The sequence below is a fragment of the Rhizobacter sp. P2_H3 genome (assembly GCF_056403355.1).
In genome coordinates, this window is the sequence record NZ_JBFUFQ010000036.1 from 21,763 (window position 1) to 38,998 (window position 17,236).

The following is a 17,236-nucleotide window of genomic DNA, read 5'->3' on the forward strand; positions in this document are numbered from 1 at the left end:
TCCTGGTGTCAGGCGGCCGCGGCGGTGCCGATCGCGTGGGCGCCGCCGAGAAACAGCCGCTCGATGTGCGGATCGGCGAGCAGTTCGCCCGCCGGGCGGTGCAGCACCTGGCGGCCGGATTCGAGCGCGATCGCGTCGTCGGCCACTTTGAGGGCGCTCTTCACGTTCTGCTCGACCATCAGCACGGTGGTGCCTTGGGCGGTGAGTTCGCGCAGCAGCGTGAACACATCGGCCACGACGATCGGCGACAGCCCGATCGACGGTTCGTCGATCAGCAGCACGCGCGGACGCAGCAGCAGGGCGCGGGCGATCTCCAGCTGCTTCTGTTCGCCGCCCGACAGGGCCGAGGCCTGGCTGTGGAGGCGCTGCTGCACGCGGGGGAAGCGGGCGAGCACCTCGGGGATGCGCGCATGCGTGGTCTTCATGCCGAGCGTGATGCCGCCGAGCTCGAGGTTCTGCCACACGGTGAGCTGGCCGAACAGGTTGCGGCCCTGGGGCACGAAGGCGATGCCGTGCTGGCGCAGCAGGTCCTTGGGGCCGGTGCCGGTGATGTCGTTGCCATCGAGCCGGATGCGGCCCTGGCGCACTTTCAGCAGGCCGAAGAGCGTCTTCAGCACCGTCGATTTCCCGGCGCCGTTGGGGCCGAGCAGCAGCGTGATCTTGCCCTTGCTGGCCTGCAGGCTGAGCTTGTTCAGGATCATGAACTCGCCGTAGCCGGCGACGACCTCGTCGAACTCGATGGCGGTTTCGTTCATATCGTTCGGTGGTCTTGGCGCGTCGCGGCGGGTGAGGGGATGGGCTGGAGGCTCATGCCGAGGCGGTCGGCGCCCGGGGGGCGCCGACTCCACTGCGAAGATCGGCTTCGGGGGTGCATCGCCAAACTCCCGCCACTCACTTCGTTCGTTGTGGTCAAACAGTGGCGATGAGTCAGTCTACGAAGCGCGCTGGCGCGCGCCACCCCCGAAACCGATCTTCTCCGTCGCCTCAGAAATCGCCCCCAGCCCATCCCCTCACCCGCCGCGCAGAACCAGTCGCTCTGGTTGGGGGGAAAAGATTGAAGTGATCGACGAGCATGCGAGCGCCCGCACGCTTCGTCGGTCACTTCAGTCTTTTTCCCCTCACACAGCACGGTGGTGGCGGCAAAGGCGCGGGTGGGGAGGCTGTGGAGCGCCAATAGGGACGGGCCATGAAACCAGTCAGCGGAGGGGAGTCTTCGCCCCCCAGGGGGCGAAGACCGCACCGGCCGGCGAGCCACAGCCTCCCCACCCGCGCCTTTGCAAGCGCGGTCACCCACCAAGATACGCATCCAGCACCTCACGATTCGCACGAATCTCGTCCGGCGTGCCCACAGCCAGCACCGAGCCTTCGACCATCACCATGATGCGGTGACACAGGTCCATCACGAAATCCATGTTGTGCTCGATCACGATGAAGCTGCCACCGCGCTCCCGGTTGAGCTCCTTCAGCAGCACGCTGATGCCACCGACCAGGCTCGGGTTGACCCCCGCACACGGTTCGTCGAGCAGCACCAGGTCGGGCTCGCTCATGAAGGCCATCGCGATGTCGACCAGCTTCTGCTGCCCGTAGCTCAGCTCACCCGCCTTCTGCTGCGCGACGTGGCCGATGCGGAACTTCTCGATCAGCGCATCGGCCTGGTCGCCGAGCCCCGAGTCGCCCGGCGCGAACAGCCGGCCCGCCATGCTGCCGCGGTGCTCCTGCGCTGCCACCAGCAGGTTGTCGCGCACGCTCATGCGGCCGAACACCTGCAGCGTCTGGAACGTGCGCCCCACGCCACGCCGGCTCAGCTGCAACGGCGACAGGCCGGTGATGTCCCGCCCCTTCAGTTCGACCCTGCCGCCATCAGGCCGGATCTGCCCCAGCACGCTGTTGAACATCGTCGTCTTGCCCGAGCCGTTCGGGCCGATCACGCCGAAGATCTCGCCCGGCATCACCTCGAACGACACGCCGGCCACCGCGACGATCGCGCCATACGACTTGCGCAGCCCGCTCACCTTCAGCAGCGGTGCGCTCATGGCTGAGCCCCGATCGCTGCCGCCGATGCGGCCCGCGCCGCCGAGGCCTCGCGCGCTATGCGCCGCGCCCGCAGCCGCTCCGGAATGCTCAGCAGCCCGTCCGGCAGCCACAGCATCAACAGCACCACCGCGCTGCCGAACACGAACAGGTACCAGCCCTGCGCGAACCGCAGCCACTCGGGCAGCAGCACGCCCACCGCCGAGCCGAGCACCGGCCCGAAGAAGCGGCCCGCACCGCCCACCACCACCATCAGGTACATCATGATCGACGCGCCCACCGTGAACGGCGCCGGTTCGATGAACTGCACCAGCGAGGCGAACAGCGCACCCGCCGCCCCGGCATACGCCGCCCCGATCGCGAACGACAGCAGCGTGTAGGCCCGGATGTGCACGCCCAGGCTCTCGGCCCGGATCGGGTTGTCGCGCAGCGCCGTGAACGCCTTGCCCCACGGCGAACGCAGCAGCTTCCACAGCACGGCGCCCAGCACCAGCGTGCAGCCGAGGATGAAGTAGTAGTACGGCAGGCTGCGTTCCAGCGACAGGCCGGCCAGCGAGGGCCGCGCGATGTTGTTGATGCCGAAGGTGCCGCCGGTCAGCCACTCCTCGTTGCGCATCACCAGCCACACCGCGGTGTTGAAGCCGAGGGTCGCGAACGCGAGGTAGATCGTCTGCACCCGCAGCGCCGGGAAGCCGAGCGCGAGCCCGACCACGAAGCAGCCCGCCATCGCGAGCGGCAGACCCAGCCAGAAGCTGAAGCCGGCCTTCATCACGATCGCCAGCGTGTAGGCGCCGATGCCGAAGAAGGCCGCATGCCCGAGCGACTTCTGCCCCGCATGGCCGACCGTCAGGTTCAGCCCCATCGTCGCGATCACGAACACCAGCCAGTAGCTCAGCAGGTACAGGCCGTAGCTCTTCAGGAACGGCGGCACGGCGACCAGCAGCGCCAGGCCGAGCAGGCCGGGCACCAGCGCGGTGGCCAGGGATTTGTCCCACTTCATACCTTGCGCTCCTCGCGGCGGCCCAGCAGCCCCTGCGGCTTGAACAGGATCACCAGCATGAACACCACCAGCGCGACGGCGTCCTTGTAGGCCGGCGAGATGTACGCCGACGCCAGGTTCTCGGCCACGCCGACGATCAACCCGCCGAGCAGCGCGCCGCGCGAGTTGTTGAAGCCGCCGATGATCGCGGCGAAGAAGGCCTTGGTGCCCAGCGGCTCGCCCATGTCGAACTTCGCCAGGTAGGTCGGCGTGACCAGCAGCGCCGCGGCACAGGCCAGCAGCGCGTTGATCGCGAAGGTGTAGAACACCATCCGCGGCACGTCGATGCCGAGCACGGTGGCACTCTCGGTGTTCTGCGCCACCGCCTGCATCGCGCGGCCGGTCACCGTCTTCGCGAGGAAGGCCTGCGTGCCGAACACCAGCACCAGCGCCATCGCGAGCGTTCCCAGGTCGACCAGCGTCACCGCGACACCGCCGACATGAAACAGCCGGTCGGCGAACAGGCCGGGGAACGGATGCGCCTCGGCGGTGAAGCCGGCACGCACGCCGTTGCGCATCGCGATCGCCAGGCCGATCGTGGCCACCACCACCGGCATCAGCCCGAAGCGCAGCAGCGGGTCGGCGATGCCGCGCTTGAAGGCCCAGCCGAGCACGACCACCGCCAGCACGCAGGTCAGCACGAAGCCGGCCCACAGCGGCAGGCCGACGCTCATGAAGCCGAGCATCGTGAAGGCCGGCAGCATCACGAACTCGCCCTGCGCGAAGTTGATCGTGCCCGAGGCCTGCCACAGCAGCGTGAAGCCGAGCGCGGCCAGCGCGTAGATGCTGCCCGTCGCCATGCCCGAGAGCACCAGTTGCAGGAAATCGCTCATGTCACGGCAGTCAGGTCACGACTTCTTGCCGAGCGCCGGCAGCGTCTCCCGCACCTCCTGCTTGCCGTTCTTCACCTCGACGATGAAGCTCTCGCGGTCGAGGTCGCCGTTGGCATCGATGCTCACGTCCATCAGCACGCCCGGCTCCTTCGCCACGGGGATCGTCAGCCCGTGCAGCGCCTTCGCCACCGCCACGCGGTCGAACTTGCCGACCTTCTCGATCGCCGCCTTCAGCATGTAGACGCTGGTGTAGCCCTTGATGCCGTTGTGGTCCGAGACGTACTTGTATTCCTTCTCGAACTTGCTGCGGAAGGCCCGCATCGCCGGCGTCGGCGCATCCACCGTCAGCCCGACGTGCGCGATCGCGCCGTTCGCCGCCTCGCCCGCCAGGTCGATCACCTTCTGGCCGGTCAGCGTGGTCTCGCCGATCACCGGCTTGCTCCAGCCCTGCTTGCGCAGCTCGCGCAGCGCGCGTGCCGACTCCTCCTCGTTGGTGTAGACGAACAGCACGTCGGCATTGCTCTGCTTCGCGCGCAGCACCGGCGCCGCGAAGTCGACCTGGCCCGATTCGGTGGAGATGTCGGCCGCCACCTTCAGCCCGCTCGCCTCGGCCGACTTGACGAAGGCATCGCGCCCGCCCTTGCCGAAGTCGTTGTTGACGAACATCACCGCCACCGTCTTCGCCTTCAGCGTGGCCGCGATGTAGCGCGCCACCTTCGGCATCGACGAGGCCTGCGTGAAGCTGGTGCGGAAGATGTACGGGTTGCCCTGCTGCGTGATCGAGGTGGCCTCGCCGCCGGTGAAGTTGGGCACCTCGGCACGCCGCGTCTCGGCCATGCTCACCAGCACCGAGCCGGAGAAGGTGGGCCCGAGCACCGCGAACACGTCGTCGTCCACCGCCTTCGTCGCCAGGCCCTTCGCGACGCCCGGGTTCGACTGGGTGTCGTTGACCAGCGTCTCGAGCTTGCGCCCGAGGATGCCGCCGGCCGCGTTGATCTCCTTCACCGCGAGCTCGATGCCGTTCTTCGCATTCGTGCCGGCCGTGGCGCCGGTGCCCGACAGCTCCTGGATCACGGCCAGCTTGACGGTCTGGGCCTGGACGGACAGCGCGGTGCAACAGGCAGCCGTGCCGAGCAGCGCGGCGATCCATGCATGGCGGATCGATGGGTTCATGTCGTGTCTCCTTGTCGTTGGAAGATGGCGCGCAGCCCGGAGGCATCGGCCTGCACCGCCTGCGCGATCGAATCGAAGCCGAAGAAGCGCAGGTACTCCGGCACCTGCTGCACCAGCATCTCGAAGCCGGGGTGCGCGACGATGCCGCGCGCATGGCAGGCCCGCAGCAGCGGCGTCGGCTGGTTCTTCATCAGGATGTCGACCACCACGGCAGCGCGATCGAGTTGCGCGGGGTCGAAGGGCAGCGGATCGTCGGTGTGCAGGCCGAGCGGCGTCGCGTTGACGACCAGGTCGAACCCGGCCGGTGCCGCCTCTGCCTGCGACACCACCTCGACGCCGAACTCGGCGGCGAGCCGTTCGGCGATCGCCGCGGTGCGGCCGCGGGCAGTGTCGAACAGCGCGATGCGCGCCGCACCGGCCGCGGCCAGCGAGGTCGCGATCGCGACACCGCCGCCGCCCACGCCGACCACCAGCGCCGTCCGGCCGGCCACCGGCACGCCGAAATGCGCCAGCGCCTTCGTGAAGCCGACGCCGTCGAACAGCGCCCCCTCCAGCGTGCCGTCGCCGTTGCGCCGGGCCGCATTCACCGCGCCGGCGCTGCGGCCGAGCCGGTCGCAGCGGTCCAGCAGCTCGACCATCGCCGTCTTGTGCGGGATCGCGAGCCACAGCCCGTCGATGTTGCGGGCCTTCAGCGCCTGCCGCGCAAAGGCCGCCAGGTCGGCCGGCGCCACCTGCGCCGGCACCAGCACCGCATCGGCCCCGTGGCGCGCGAACAGGTGGTTGAACACCTCCGGCGCGCGCACCTGYGCCACCGGGTCGCCGAGGATCAGGAAAACGCGCGTGCTGCCGGAAATCTTCATCGGCGCGAGCGTAGGCAGCCCCCGGGGGCGCCACAAGCGTGGCGACCCCCGAATTGAGCGATGATCGCTCGACCTGCGCGACTATCGCGCTTTTTTCGGGTAACTACGCGGGTCATCGATCCCCACCACCCCATGGACGACATCCCGTTCCAGATCGACCGGAAGGACCTCATCGAAGGCCTGGGCAAGGGCCTGCGCGTGATCGAGGCCTTCGATGACGACCATTCGCGCCTCACGCCCAGCGAGGCGGCGCAGCTGACCGGCCTCACCCGCACCGCGGCACGCCGCTACCTGCTGAGCCTGGTGCACTTCGGCTATGCCGGCACCGACGGCAAGCGCTTCTGGCTCGCCCCCCGCGTGCTGCGGCTGGGCCAGAGCTACATCGGCGCGGCCCGGCTGCCGCGGCTGGTGCAGCCGTTCATCCAGCGGGTGTCGATGCAATGCGGCGAGACGGTCAACGTCAGCGTGCTGGACGGGCACGAGGTGGTGTACGTGGCGCGCAGCAACGCGCCGCGCGTCGTGTCGATCGGCTACCACGTCGGTGCGCGGGCGCCGGCGCACGTCGCGACGCCGGGCATCGTGATGGTGTCGGCACTGGCCGATGCGGAGCTCGATGCCTGGCTCGCCGCGCACGACTTCCATGCGTTCACCGCCCACACCGTCAGCACGGCCGAGGTATTCCGCGAGCATGTGCGCGCGGCGCGCTCGCTCGACCACTGGATCACCGCGCAACAGCGCGACCTGGGCCTGTCGGGCATCGCCACCGCGCTGCGCGACCGCAAGGGCGTCTGCAAGGGCGCCGTCGGCATGACGCTGCAGTCGGTCGCCTACACGCCGGAGCAGATGCGCTCGCAGCTGCTGCCGCTGTTGCACGAGGCGGCCCAGGCGTTGCGGCCGCTGCTGTGAATTCTGGTCACATGATGTATCGCGCCGCCGCGGGTAAGTCCCCCGTAAGTCGACTGAAAGAACCATCGCGGCTTCCCCATTGGATCCACTTCGCCATGCTGAAACCCACTCTGCTCCGTTCCGTCGTCCTGTCCATGCTCGCCCTGGCTGCCGCCCCGCTGGTCATCGCGCAGCCGCAGCCGGGAGAAGACCAGCCCCCGCCGCCGCCCTCGGGCTGGGGCCTGGGGATCGGCGTCGGCTGGCAGCGGCCGGTGTACGCGGGCGCCGAGAACAAGACGCGGGTGCTGCCGCTGATCACTTTCGAGAATGAGTACGTGCGCGTGCTCGGCCTCGGCGCCGACCTGAAACTGCCGAGTGCCGGGCCGGTGTCGTTCGCGGTGCGCGCGCGCTATGCGCTGGGCGACGGCTACGAGTCGGATGACGCGCCGATCCTCGCCGGCATGGCGGAGCGCAAGCCGAGCTTCTGGCTGGGCGGCGCGGTGCAGTGGCGCACCGAGTACGCCAAGCTGTCGGCCGAACTGGCGGGCGATGCGTCGTCGAACAGCAAGGGCACCGAGGCGCGCCTCGGGGTGGAGCGCGACTTCCGCTTCGGGCGCTTCATGTTCACGCCGCGCGTCGCCGCCGTCTGGCGCGACGCGAAGTACGTCGACTACTACTACGGCGTGCGGCCGGAGGAAGCCACCGCGTTCCGCCCGGCCTACGAAGGGCGTGCCACCACCAATGCCGAGGTCGGCCTGCGCACGTTCTACGGCTTCTCGATGCGCGACGGCGCGTTCCTCGACGTCAGCGCCACCGCGCTCGGCTCGAGCATCAAGGACAGCCCGCTGGTCGACCGCCGCACGCTGCCGGCGGTGCGCCTGGGTTACCTTTACCGCTTCTGAACGGAGTCCCGCCCTCGATGAACCGTGTCGTGCTGGTCGAAGACCACACCCGCCTGGCCGCGCTGGTCGGCAAGGCGTTGTCGGGCGCGGGCATCGAGGTGGACGCCTTCGAGCGCATCGAGCCGGCCTGGCATGCGCTGGCCGAGGCCGACTATGCCGCGTTGATCGTCGACCGCGGCCTGCCCGACGGTGACGGGCTCGACCTGGTGCGCCGCCTGCGGGCCGCCGGGCGGCGTGTGCCGTGCCTGATGCTGACCGCCCGCGACGCGCTGCACGACCGCGTGACCGGGCTGGAGGCGGGCGCCGACGACTACCTGGCCAAGCCGTTCGYGATGGAAGAGCTGGTGGCCCGCGTGCGGGCGCTGATGCGCCGGCCGGCCCAGCTGCAGAGCCTGTCGCCGGAATTCGGCGACCTGCAGCTGAAACCCGAAGCCGGTTGCATGACCTGTGCCGGCGAATCGGTGACCTTGCCGCCGGCCGAGTTGCAGATCATGCTGAGCCTGGTGCGCGCGGCCGGCCAGACGGTGCGCCGCAGTGCGATGGAGCGCGCGGCCTGGGGCGTCGAYGAGGCGGTGACGCCGAATGCGCTCGATGTGGCGCTGCACCGGCTGCGCAAGAAGCTGCCGGCGATCGGCTCGACGCTGGAGATCGTCAACGTCAGGGGACATGGCTATGCGCTTCGCGCTGCGGATTCCGTCTAGCCTCGCGGCGCAGTTGCTGCTGGCCGCGAGCGGCGGCCTGGTGGTCGTGATGCTGATGGCCGGTGTCGTGCTGGCCGCGCTGCTGATGCAAGGGCCGGCCGACGCGACGCGCCAGGGGCTGGAGGACACCGCGAAGCACCTCGAGCGCGGGCTGCGCTTCGACGCGCAGGGGCGGCCGGTGCAGCTGGTACTGAGCGACAAGCACCGGGCGATGGTCGACGGCCTGCCGAAGGATTTCAGCTACCGCATCCTGGATGCGTTGGGGCATGTGCTGATGTCCGGCGAAGACGGCCCGGCCGCGCAGGTGCTGGCGATGCAGCCGGTGGCCGGCAACGAGACCGTCACTGCGGTGCCCACCGGCGAGTACACGCTGCACGTGCTGAACCGGCCGCTGCAGCACGCCGGGGAGGACTACGTGATCCAGGTGGCGCGCAGCGACCGGCTGGAGACGGTGCTGCGCCGGGTGGGCGGTGGCATCTTCGTGAAGGGCGGCGTCGTCGCCGCGGTGCTGGCGGTGTGCGTCTTCACCGGCGTCGTGCTGCTGACGCTGCGCCGCCTGCTGGAGCCGGTGCGGGCCGCCTCGGCCGCGGCGGCGGGCATCGGTCCGCACAACCTGAAGGCGCGGCTGGACGGCACGCGGCTGCCGCGCGAGCTGTCGCCGCTGATCGAGGCCTTCAACCAGGCGCTGGCGCGGCTGGAGACCGGCTACCGCGTGCAGCAGGAGTTCCTGGCCGCGGCCGCGCACGAGCTGAAGACGCCGCTGGCGCTGATCCGCGCCGAGGTCGAGCTGGACGAGCAGGGTGGCGAGCGCCGCGAGCTGCTGCTGAAGGACCTGGATTTCATGGCCCGGCAGGTGCACCAGCTGCTGCACCTGGCCGAGGCCAGCGAGGCGCAGAACTACATCTTCGAGCCGACCGACGTGACGCGCACCGTGACCGATGCGGCCGGCCAGCTGGAGCGGCTGGCCGGGCGGCATGCGGTGGCGCTGCAGGTGGAGCAGCCGGCCGCGCCGGTGCGGCTGCAGGCCGACGCGGGGGCCTTGTTCATCCTGGTGAAGAACCTGGCGGAGAACGMGATCCTGCATTCACCGCCGGGCGCGGTGGTGACGCTGGCCGTCGATGCGCAGGGGCTGCGCGTGCGCGACCAGGGGCCGGGCATCGCGGTGGCCGAGCTGCCGCGGCTGTTCGACCGCTTCTGGCGCGGCAGCGGCAGCGCCCACCAGGGGGCGGGGCTCGGGCTGTCGATCTGCCGCGAGATCGCACGGGCGCACGGCTGGACGCTGGCCGCGGCGAATGCGCAGGACGGTGCCGAGTTCAGCCTGAGCTTTGCCGAGGCTCAGGGCGCCAGCAGGATGTAGTCGGCGGTGTAGGGCACGCGCTCGGTGCGGCCGAGGCTCGCGGCATCGCAGCCGGCGGCCGGTGCCGCGCCGCCGGCGGTGTTGACGCGCTGCACGCTGGTGATCTTCGCGAGCCGGCCCGGTCCACCCACCGAGCGTGCCGACAGCAGCAGCCACGGGATCGCGCCGGCCAGCGGGGCGTCGGCGCGGGCCTTCGCGGTGCCGACGATGCGGCTGCCGTCGGCGAGCTCCCAGTGCGGGCCGGCATAGTGCTTGCCGGCCGGCGCGCCCTGCACGTCGAACAGATCGGCCTCGGGCGCGACGAACACCCATTCGGTGCCGCTGCCGCCGACCTTGTTGCGGCATTCGTAGATCTGCACGCCGCGCGCGCCAAGCCGTTCGACGGCCCGTTCGCCGGCCGGCACCAGGTTGGCCGGCACCGCGACGGCGGCCGGTTGCGAGGCGCAGGCCGCGAGCGCGAGCGCGCCGAGGCAGGTGGTGAGCTTGAGCATGGGCATCTCCCGTGACGAAATTGAAATGGAACGTAGCAGACCCTGCGATCCGTGCTGCGCCCAGGGTCGTAAGCTCGGCGCAGGATCTTTCAGCGAAGGTGAAACTATGCGCCGCCTGACCGGCTTTGCCGCGGCCCTGGGGCTGCTGTTGTGCAACAGCCTGTGCCAGGCTCAGGACGACCCGAAGGCCCGCATCGCCGCAGCGGGCGACTACCGCTACACGGTCCGGCACGGCGAGCTCGACCGCCTGTACCGCGTGCATGTGCCGAAGACCTTCGATGCCGCGAAGCCGCAGACGCTGGTCGTCGCGCTGCACGGTGGCGGCGGCAGCATGGACTACCAGGCCGATGACGCGAACTACGGGTTGATCAGCCTGTCGGAGCGCACGGGCGCGGTGCTGGTGTTCCCGAACGGCTACAGCCGGCTGCGCCGCGGCACGCTCGCCACCTGGAATGCCGGCAGCTGCTGCGGCCAGGCGCGCGACCGCGAGGTCGACGATGTCGGCTTCATCCGCCAGGTGGTCGCGAACCTGCAGCAGCAGATGGTGGTCGCTCCGAACCGGGTGTTCGCGACCGGCATGTCCAACGGCGCGATGATGGCCTACCGGCTCGCCTGCGAGGCCGGCGACGTGTTCAGTGCGATCGCCGCGGTGGCCGGTACCGACAACACGCGGCGCTGCACGCCGGCGCGGCCGGTCAGCGTGCTGCACCTCCATGCGCGCAACGACCCGATGGTGCCGTTCGATGGCGGGTTCAGCAGCAACACGCGGCTGCGTGGGGCGACCGGCGAGTTCGCGTCGGTGCCCGACACGGTGGCGCGGTGGGTGCGCCACGATGCCTGCACCGGTGCGCCCCGGACGGTGCTGGAGAAACCGGGCGCTCGCTGCGAGGTGCATGCGTCGTGCAGCGGCGCGGCGCAGGTGAAGCTGTGCGTCACCGAGACCGGCGGGCATTCGTGGCCCGGTGGGCAGAAGGCGCGCGGCGAGGCGCCGAGCCAGGCGGTGTCGGCGAACGCGCTGATGTGGGAGTTCTTCAACCGGCCGTAGTCGGTGTGGGTCATCCAGGGCGTTGCACGCCCGCGAGGATATCGAGATCCTTGAACTTCCATTCGTCCGGCGATTCGCAGCGCAGCACCTTGTCCTGGCAGTACGCGCTGCCCAGGTCCATCTCGAGCGGCTCGATGCGCATGTTCGACTTGGTGCTGAAGAAGGCCTTGACCTTCGGTGCGAGCAGGTTCTGCGCGTTCTGTGCCGTCACCACCGCGAGCTTGCCGGACTGCAGGCGCAGCAGCGAGCCGACCGGGTAGATGCCCACCGTCTTGACGAAGGCCTGGAACACGCGAGGCTCGAAGTGGCCGTTCCACTGCGCCATGCGGCGCAGCGCCTCGCCCGGATCCCAGCCGCTCTTGTACGGGCGCACCGAGGTGATCGCGTCGTACACGTCGCACACCGCGCCCATCTTCGCGAACAGGCTGATCTGCTCGCCCGACAGCTTGTGCGGGTAGCCGCTGCCGTCGACCTTCTCGTGGTGGTGCAGGCACACGTCGAGCACCACGGCGCCGGCGCTGCCGCCTTCGAGCAGCATCTCGTGGCCGCGCTCGGGGTGGCTCTTCATGATGTCGAACTCGGCATCGGTGAGCTTGCCGGGCTTGTTCAGCACCTCGAGCGGCATCACCGCCTTGCCCAGGTCGTGCAGCATGCCGGCCAGGCCGGCCTTCTTCAGCTGGTCGCCCTGCAGGCCGAGCTGGCGGCCGAGCGACACCATCAGCGCGCAGACGGCCACCGAGTGCATGTAGGTGTATTCATCGGCGCGCTTGAGCCGTGCGACGCTGATCAGCGCGCCGGGGTTGCGCAGCACCGATTCGGAGATCTCCTCGACCAGCTCCTCGCACTGGCCGGCGTCGACCGCCTTGCCCAGGCGCGCCTCGCCGAACATCGATGCGATCTTCGGCACCGAGCGGCGGTACAGCGCGGCGGCCTTGGCCATCGCGGCGTCGCCGCTGTCGAGGGCGTCGAACTCCATCGGCATCGACGCGACGAACTCCAGCTCGCGCTCGACCTCGTCGGCCACCGATTCCTGCGTGATGGCCTGCGCCACGGCAGCCGAGCCTTCGACATCCAGGCCCTTGCCGGTGTCGATCCACAGCTCCTTGACGCCGCCGGACTTGATGCGTTCGAAGTCAGCGTCGGATTTCAGGATGAACTTCGAGCGCCAGAACGGGTGATCCATCCACGAGCCGCAGAACTCGTGGACATGCATGCCCAGGCGCAACTCGCTGACAGCAATTTTCTTGATCACGCTCGACTTCCGGACTTGTGCACTGGTTCACGGTGGCAACGCGCCTCCCCTGACGGACTGTCCACCTGGGCAAGATATCGGCATCCGGGGATGGGCATTGAGGCACTTGCGCGAGGATTTCACGCCTGGGTGCACGCTCGGCGCCCCCGATTGCGCCGCCCGCCACGCCGGGCTAAAAGACCTTCCCATGGCCACATCCCCGCCGGCGCCCGCCGTCCTGCCTCCGCGCCGCAAGTTCGCGGCCCTGCTGGCCGGTGCAACGCTGGCTGCCTCGCTGCTGATCGGCTGGCTGCTGTGGGTGGCGCGGCAGGACGCCATCCAGTCCGCCCAGACCACCGCGCTGAACTACGCGCGCACGCTGGAGGTGCGCATGGACGGCACCTTCCGCCGCACCGATGCCGTGCTTCGCGCGCTGACGCAGACGGTGCCGCCCGAGGCGCTCGCGCCGCAGGGCGAACTCGCCCACGCCCGGCAGGTCAACGGCGAACTCGATGCGATGCTGCGCGATTTCGACGAGCTGATCGCGCTGCGCATCATCGACGCCCGCGGCGACCAGCGCTACGTGACCTCGTCGGCCAGCACACCGATGGCGAACTATGCCGATCGCTCGTTCTTCAAGGCCTACCAGCGCGACCCGCAGGCCGGCCTGCTGTTCACCGACGTGGTGACCGGCCGCGTCAGCCAGCGCCCGACCATCGTGATGACGCGTCCGGTGCGCGACGCGCAGGGCCGGTTCGTCGGTGCCGCGCTGGCGCCGCTTGACCTCACCTACTTCCAGCAGCAGTTCCGCAAGCTCGACATCGGCCGCAACGGCACGGTGTTCCTGCGCCGCACCGAGGCCGGGAATCTGGTGCTGCGCTGGCCGCAGATCGATGCCGAGGTCAACAAGCCGATGCCGCCCGACCAGCCGATCCTGCGCGCGGTCAAGGCGGGGCAGCCGGAGGCGGTGAACGAGTACGTCGCCTTCACCGACGGCGTGCGGCGCATCTCGGGCACGGTGGTCGTGAAGGGCTACCCGTTCTTCCTGACGGTGGCACTCAGCCACGACGACGTGCTCGCCAGCTGGCGGCGCCTCGCGTTGTTCACCGCGCTGGCCTGGCTGCTGCTGCACCTGCTGATGGTGGTGATGATCCGCCGGCTGTGGCGCAGCGACCGCGAGCGCCGCTCGCTCGAGGCGCAGCTGCGCGAATCGCAGCGCATCGAGTCGATCGGCACGCTGGCCGGCGGCATCGCGCATGACTTCAACAACATCCTCGCGGCGATCCTCGGCAATGTCGCGCTGGCGCGCGAGGACATCGGCGCCGGCCACCCCGCGCTCGCGAGCCTGGAGCAGATCCACAAGGCCAGCGTGCGCGCCCGCGACCTGGTGCAGCAGATCCTCGCGTTCGGCCRCCGCCAGCCGCAGGCGCTGGTCAACCAGCCGCTGCAGCCGTTGGTGGAGGAATCGGTGCGGCTGCTGCGTTCCACGCTGCCGGCGGTGGTGTCGCTGGAGTGCCGCCTGGCGGCGCCGACGCTGCACGTCAACGCCGACGGCACCCAGGTGCAGCAGGTGCTGATGAACCTGTGCACCAACGCCTGGCATGCGCTGCAGGGGCGGCCGGGGCGCATCGAGGTCGGGCTGGCGGCGTACGAGGTGGTGTCGGGCGACGAGCGCGCCATGGGCACCACGCCGCCACTGGCCGCCGGGCACCATGYCCACCTGTGGGTGCAGGACCAGGGCGTCGGGATGGATGCGGCCACGCAGGCGCGCATCTTCGAGCCGTTCTTCACGACCAAGCCGACCGGGCAGGGCACCGGGCTCGGGCTGTCGGTGGTGCACGGCATCGTCGCGGCGCACCACGGCGCGATCCGCGTCGACAGCGCGCCCGGGCGCGGCACGACGATGCACCTCTACCTGCCGGCCGCCGAGCCGGAGCCGGTCGAGGAAGCCCTGCCGGTCACCGCGCCCGGCGCGCTGCAGGGGGCCGGCCAGCACGTGGCCTACGTCGACGACGACGAGGTGATCGTGCTGATGGTGGAGCGGCTGCTGCTGCAGGCCGGCTACCGGGTCACTGCGTTCCGCGACGGGCACGAGGCGGTCGCGGCGGTCGCCGTGCGGCCGCTGGCCTTCGACCTGGTGATCACCGACTTCAACATGCCGGGCTACTCCGGCCTCGACGTGGCGCTGGCGCTGCGCGACATCCGCGCCGACCTGCCGGTGGTGATCAGCTCGGGCTACATCACCGAGGAACTGCAGGCCCAGGCCGCCGACGCGGGCGTGCGCAGCCTGATGCGCAAGCAGAACACGATGGAGGAACTGCTGCGGCTGGTGCGCAAGGTACTGGCAATGTCGTGAGGTCGCTGCTCAGGCGATGGCGTACTGTTCGAGTTGCTGGAGCCAGCCATCGAAGTGCGGGCATCTGGCACGTATCGCCGGGATGCCGATGCGTTCGGCGGCGAGCGGGCCATGGAGGCCTTTCCGATACCGCGGAAACAAGGTCAGCAGACGCTTGGAGGGGGCGGTGGTCGGCCCTTCGTTGATGTCCTCGGGGGCCATGGCGTCGGCGATGGCCGCGAAGGCTGCCTGCTTGTGCGGTTCGGTCAGCACGCTCGGAACGGTGACTGAATCGGAGAACAGCCAAGCCTCGTATTCGTGCAATGCGATGAACGGCAGGAAATTGTGCTGTCCGATCGCCGTGCGCAACTCACTCTCCACGTGCGTGACACGCTGACGCGGCGTGCTGCCGGCAGGCCGGGTCGACATGCCGGGAAAGTCGGTCGGCAGCGCGTAGTAGTCGAGCATGCTGGTGACGAGTGCCCCGCCGCTGCCTTCCAGAACGCGCCGCAAGTGCTCGCGAAACTGCCCGAAGCTGCGCAGGCCACCCTTGAAGTTGGGGCCGTCCTTGACCACCTTGGTGGCCACGATCGTCGGTCGGATGTCGATACCGATCGGCTCCAGCTGCTGTCGCAGCACCGTCTTGACGAAGCGCTCCTCCGTCTGGCCTTCCACGACGATCAGCGCGCGTTTCACGGCCGCCCGCCCAGCACATTCATTTCCCAGAGGTCGCCAAGCGCGTAGTCGTCCAGCCATTGCGACATGTCGGCACTGTTCAGGTGCCTGAACGTCGTGGGGCCGTCTTGCCGGTCGACGGTCCAGACGTCTTCGGGCCTCAATCGGTTTACCAGCGAAACGGACTGCGTGGCGGCGATCACTTGAGTGCGCTCGGACGCTGAGGAGATCAAATCCGCCAGCAGCGTGATCGCAGCTGGATGCAGGCCAAGTTCCGGCTCGTCCAGCAGCACGAGCCGGGGCAACTCCGGCTGCGTGAGCAGCGTCACCAGGCAGATAAAGCGCAAGGTGCCATCGGAGAAGGCGTGCGCGTTCATGTAGGCGTCGCTGCCGCGTTCCCGCCATTCGAGGCGAATCTTCGATTCGTTCAGGCGCGACGGCTGCAGCTGGAAGTCGTCGAAGAACGGGGCGATGTGCCGCACCGTCTCGACGATATTGCGGTAGTGGTCGGGATGCTTGTCGCGCATCCAGAACAGATATGGCGCCAGATTCTCGGCTTGGGGGCGCAAGAAGCGGTTGTCGTCGACATCCGCGGTGAGCTTGACGGCTGCCGTGTCGCTTGTGTCATGGAAGTGATAGACGCGATAACTCTCCAGGTCCTGCAGAGCTTGCTTGGCGCAGATGTGTTCCGCTTCGCCAAGACGCGACTCTTTGGACAATGCGCTCACCGGCAGATCAAAAGGCTTCTCGGGATACTTGCGCCGGTCGTGGTAGTAGGCCTTTTCGCTGACGATCAACAGACTGTCGTCCGTCTTTGGAGTCAGCGAAACGCGATACGAGTTGGCGACCTCGCCTGCTACGAAGTCCAACTTGAACGACATGGAGCGCGACCGCTTCTGGCCCAGGTGCAGCAACGCATCGGCTCCTCCCTTGACGGCGGTATATCCCTGCAGGTTCTGGGTCACGATCTCGCGCAGGAAGCGAAATACCGAGATCAGGTTTGACTTGCCCGATCCGTTCCCTCCGATGAAGACATTGAGTTTCCCCAGCTCGAGCGTCTGCTGGCGAATGGACTTGTAGTTCTCGATCGACAGTTTTTCGAGCTGGCGCATGGTGCAGCGGGTGAGCGCGAGGTGGGTCGGCGGATGGTACAGGCCGGCATGCCGGACGGGAGGCGTCCCCGGGGTCGCCATGCATTTGACCTGAATTTGGTCAAAGATCGCGCTTGCCGCGCCGAAGTGACGTTCTTAGCATCCGTCCCAAGGCGCTCGGCCCGGACGTTCCGGCCCGAAGACGACCACAGATGGGCCGACCACGGCTGCAAGGAGACAAGCAAGGTGATCCGCTGGGACGATCTGTCGCCGGGTGAACTGGCCGTGCTGGAGACCGTGTTCTGGTCGGCCAGCAGCTCGCGCAGCGCGCTGGCCGCCGCATCCACGTTCTCGAAAAGCAAGGCCAACGCCGCCGTCGCCGGGCTGGTCGAGCGCGGCCTGCTGGAAGAGATCGGCCTGCAGGCCTCGTCCGGCGGGCGCCGGCCCGAGGCGCTGCGCATGAGCCGCGCGGTCGGCGTGCTCGCCTGCATCGACCTCGGCGCGACCAGCCTCGACGTGGCGATCCTGTCGCCCGACATGGGCGTGCTGGCCCACCATGCCGAGCCGGCCGACGTGCGCGCCAGCCC

General features: G+C 69.1%; 16 protein-coding genes and 1 pseudogene. 7 read left to right on the top strand and 10 right to left on the bottom strand.

The window, feature by feature from the left end; genetic code table 11:
* Positions 1 to 8 precede the first annotated feature (8 nt).
* The 6 genes from AC1D1T_RS09915 to AC1D1T_RS09940 all read right to left on the bottom strand — a co-directional run bounded on the left by AC1D1T_RS09915 (position 9) and on the right by AC1D1T_RS09940 (position 5,936).
* Positions 9 to 755: an ABC transporter ATP-binding protein gene (locus tag AC1D1T_RS09915; RefSeq protein ID WP_477991827.1), complete on the bottom strand. Its 747-nt coding sequence runs from the start codon at positions 753 to 755 to the stop codon at positions 9 to 11.
* Between the two features lie 531 nt (positions 756 to 1,286).
* Complete coding sequence (locus tag AC1D1T_RS09920; protein WP_477845413.1) at positions 1,287 to 2,033, bottom strand: ABC transporter ATP-binding protein; 747 nt, start codon at positions 2,031 to 2,033, stop codon at positions 1,287 to 1,289.
* Complete coding sequence (locus AC1D1T_RS09925; protein ID WP_477991828.1) at positions 2,030 to 3,031, bottom strand: branched-chain amino acid ABC transporter permease; 1,002 nt, start codon at positions 3,029 to 3,031, stop codon at positions 2,030 to 2,032. Before AC1D1T_RS09925 ends, AC1D1T_RS09920 begins: the two co-directional genes overlap by 4 nt.
* Positions 3,028 to 3,903: a branched-chain amino acid ABC transporter permease gene (locus tag AC1D1T_RS09930; RefSeq protein WP_477826296.1), complete on the bottom strand. Its 876-nt coding sequence runs from the start codon at positions 3,901 to 3,903 to the stop codon at positions 3,028 to 3,030. Before AC1D1T_RS09930 ends, AC1D1T_RS09925 begins: the two co-directional genes overlap by 4 nt.
* Positions 3,904 to 3,918: 15 nt before the next feature.
* Positions 3,919 to 5,076 (bottom strand): ABC transporter substrate-binding protein, encoded by a 1,158-nt coding sequence (locus tag AC1D1T_RS09935; protein ID WP_477826297.1) that lies wholly within the window; start codon positions 5,074 to 5,076, stop codon positions 3,919 to 3,921.
* Positions 5,073 to 5,936: a shikimate dehydrogenase family protein gene (locus tag AC1D1T_RS09940; RefSeq protein WP_477841232.1), complete on the bottom strand. Its 864-nt coding sequence runs from the start codon at positions 5,934 to 5,936 to the stop codon at positions 5,073 to 5,075. The genes AC1D1T_RS09935 and AC1D1T_RS09940 overlap by 4 nt, the downstream gene beginning before the upstream one ends.
* Positions 5,937 to 6,068: 132 nt before the next feature.
* Here AC1D1T_RS09940 and AC1D1T_RS09945 point away from each other — a divergent pair, with 132 nt between their 5' ends.
* The 4 genes from AC1D1T_RS09945 (at position 6,069) to AC1D1T_RS09960 (ending at position 9,781) form a co-directional block, all read left to right on the top strand.
* The gene (locus tag AC1D1T_RS09945) at positions 6,069 to 6,842 is read left to right on the top strand and encodes an IclR family transcriptional regulator domain-containing protein (protein ID WP_477826299.1); all 774 of its coding nucleotides are present in this window, start codon (positions 6,069 to 6,071) and stop codon (positions 6,840 to 6,842) included.
* A gap of 95 nt (positions 6,843 to 6,937) precedes the next feature.
* Positions 6,938 to 7,723, top strand: coding sequence for a MipA/OmpV family protein (locus tag AC1D1T_RS09950; RefSeq protein WP_477991829.1), 786 nt, complete (start codon positions 6,938 to 6,940; stop codon positions 7,721 to 7,723).
* A 17-nt stretch (positions 7,724 to 7,740) separates the two neighbouring features.
* Positions 7,741 to 8,424, top strand: coding sequence for a response regulator transcription factor (locus AC1D1T_RS09955; RefSeq protein ID WP_477991830.1), 684 nt, complete (start codon positions 7,741 to 7,743; stop codon positions 8,422 to 8,424).
* Positions 8,390 to 9,781: a sensor histidine kinase gene (locus AC1D1T_RS09960; protein WP_477991831.1), complete on the top strand. Its 1,392-nt coding sequence runs from the start codon at positions 8,390 to 8,392 to the stop codon at positions 9,779 to 9,781. The genes AC1D1T_RS09955 and AC1D1T_RS09960 overlap by 35 nt, the downstream gene beginning before the upstream one ends.
* On the opposite strand, the gene AC1D1T_RS09965 is transcribed toward AC1D1T_RS09960, so the two are convergent.
* A complete protein-coding gene (locus AC1D1T_RS09965; protein WP_477826952.1) occupies positions 9,760 to 10,272 on the bottom strand; it encodes a DUF3455 domain-containing protein in 513 nt (170 codons plus the stop codon). The genes AC1D1T_RS09960 and AC1D1T_RS09965 overlap by 22 nt on opposite strands.
* 106 nt (positions 10,273 to 10,378) lie before the next feature.
* Between AC1D1T_RS09965 and AC1D1T_RS09970 the strand changes: the two genes are divergently transcribed.
* Entirely contained in the window at positions 10,379 to 11,317 is a 939-nt protein-coding gene (locus AC1D1T_RS09970; RefSeq protein ID WP_477826953.1) for a CE1 family esterase, read from the top strand.
* A 10-nt stretch (positions 11,318 to 11,327) separates the two neighbouring features.
* Here AC1D1T_RS09970 and AC1D1T_RS09975 read toward each other — a convergent pair whose 3' ends face one another.
* Positions 11,328 to 12,569 (bottom strand): cyclic di-GMP phosphodiesterase, encoded by a 1,242-nt coding sequence (locus AC1D1T_RS09975; protein ID WP_477826954.1) that lies wholly within the window; start codon positions 12,567 to 12,569, stop codon positions 11,328 to 11,330.
* A gap of 187 nt (positions 12,570 to 12,756) precedes the next feature.
* On the opposite strand from AC1D1T_RS09975, the gene AC1D1T_RS09980 reads away from it, so the two are divergent.
* Positions 12,757 to 14,904, top strand: coding sequence for an ATP-binding protein (locus tag AC1D1T_RS09980; protein ID WP_477991832.1), 2,148 nt, complete (start codon positions 12,757 to 12,759; stop codon positions 14,902 to 14,904).
* A gap of 9 nt (positions 14,905 to 14,913) precedes the next feature.
* Here AC1D1T_RS09980 and AC1D1T_RS09985 read toward each other — a convergent pair whose 3' ends face one another.
* Positions 14,914 to 15,579: a DUF4276 family protein gene (locus AC1D1T_RS09985; RefSeq protein ID WP_477991833.1), complete on the bottom strand. Its 666-nt coding sequence runs from the start codon at positions 15,577 to 15,579 to the stop codon at positions 14,914 to 14,916.
* Positions 15,576 to 16,670: an AAA family ATPase gene (locus AC1D1T_RS09990; protein ID WP_477839702.1), complete on the bottom strand. Its 1,095-nt coding sequence runs from the start codon at positions 16,668 to 16,670 to the stop codon at positions 15,576 to 15,578. The genes AC1D1T_RS09985 and AC1D1T_RS09990 overlap by 4 nt, the downstream gene beginning before the upstream one ends.
* Before the next feature lie 258 nt (positions 16,671 to 16,928).
* Here AC1D1T_RS09990 and AC1D1T_RS09995 point away from each other — a divergent pair.
* Positions 16,929 to 17,236 (top strand): annotated as a pseudogene (locus AC1D1T_RS09995) (transcriptional regulator); the annotation flags it as partial.

Excerpts from the sequence above, each read along its gene's own strand:
- AC1D1T_RS09915 (WP_477991827.1), bottom strand. The coding sequence starts at position 755 with ATGAACGAAACCGCCATCGAGTTCGACGAGGTCGTCGCCGGCTACGGC.
- AC1D1T_RS09920 (WP_477845413.1), bottom strand. The coding sequence starts at position 2,033 with ATGAGCGCACCGCTGCTGAAGGTGAGCGGGCTGCGCAAGTCGTATGGC.
- AC1D1T_RS09925 (WP_477991828.1), bottom strand. The coding sequence starts at position 3,031 with ATGAAGTGGGACAAATCCCTGGCCACCGCGCTGGTGCCCGGCCTGCTC.
- AC1D1T_RS09930 (WP_477826296.1), bottom strand. The coding sequence starts at position 3,903 with ATGAGCGATTTCCTGCAACTGGTGCTCTCGGGCATGGCGACGGGCAGC.
- AC1D1T_RS09935 (WP_477826297.1), bottom strand. The coding sequence starts at position 5,076 with ATGAACCCATCGATCCGCCATGCATGGATCGCCGCGCTGCTCGGCACG.
- AC1D1T_RS09945 (WP_477826299.1), top strand. The coding sequence starts at position 6,069 with ATGGACGACATCCCGTTCCAGATCGACCGGAAGGACCTCATCGAAGGC.
- AC1D1T_RS09950 (WP_477991829.1), top strand. The coding sequence starts at position 6,938 with ATGCTGAAACCCACTCTGCTCCGTTCCGTCGTCCTGTCCATGCTCGCC.
- AC1D1T_RS09965 (WP_477826952.1), bottom strand. The coding sequence starts at position 10,272 with ATGCTCAAGCTCACCACCTGCCTCGGCGCGCTCGCGCTCGCGGCCTGC.
- AC1D1T_RS09970 (WP_477826953.1), top strand. The coding sequence starts at position 10,379 with ATGCGCCGCCTGACCGGCTTTGCCGCGGCCCTGGGGCTGCTGTTGTGC.
- AC1D1T_RS09990 (WP_477839702.1), bottom strand. The coding sequence starts at position 16,670 with ATGCGCCAGCTCGAAAAACTGTCGATCGAGAACTACAAGTCCATTCGC.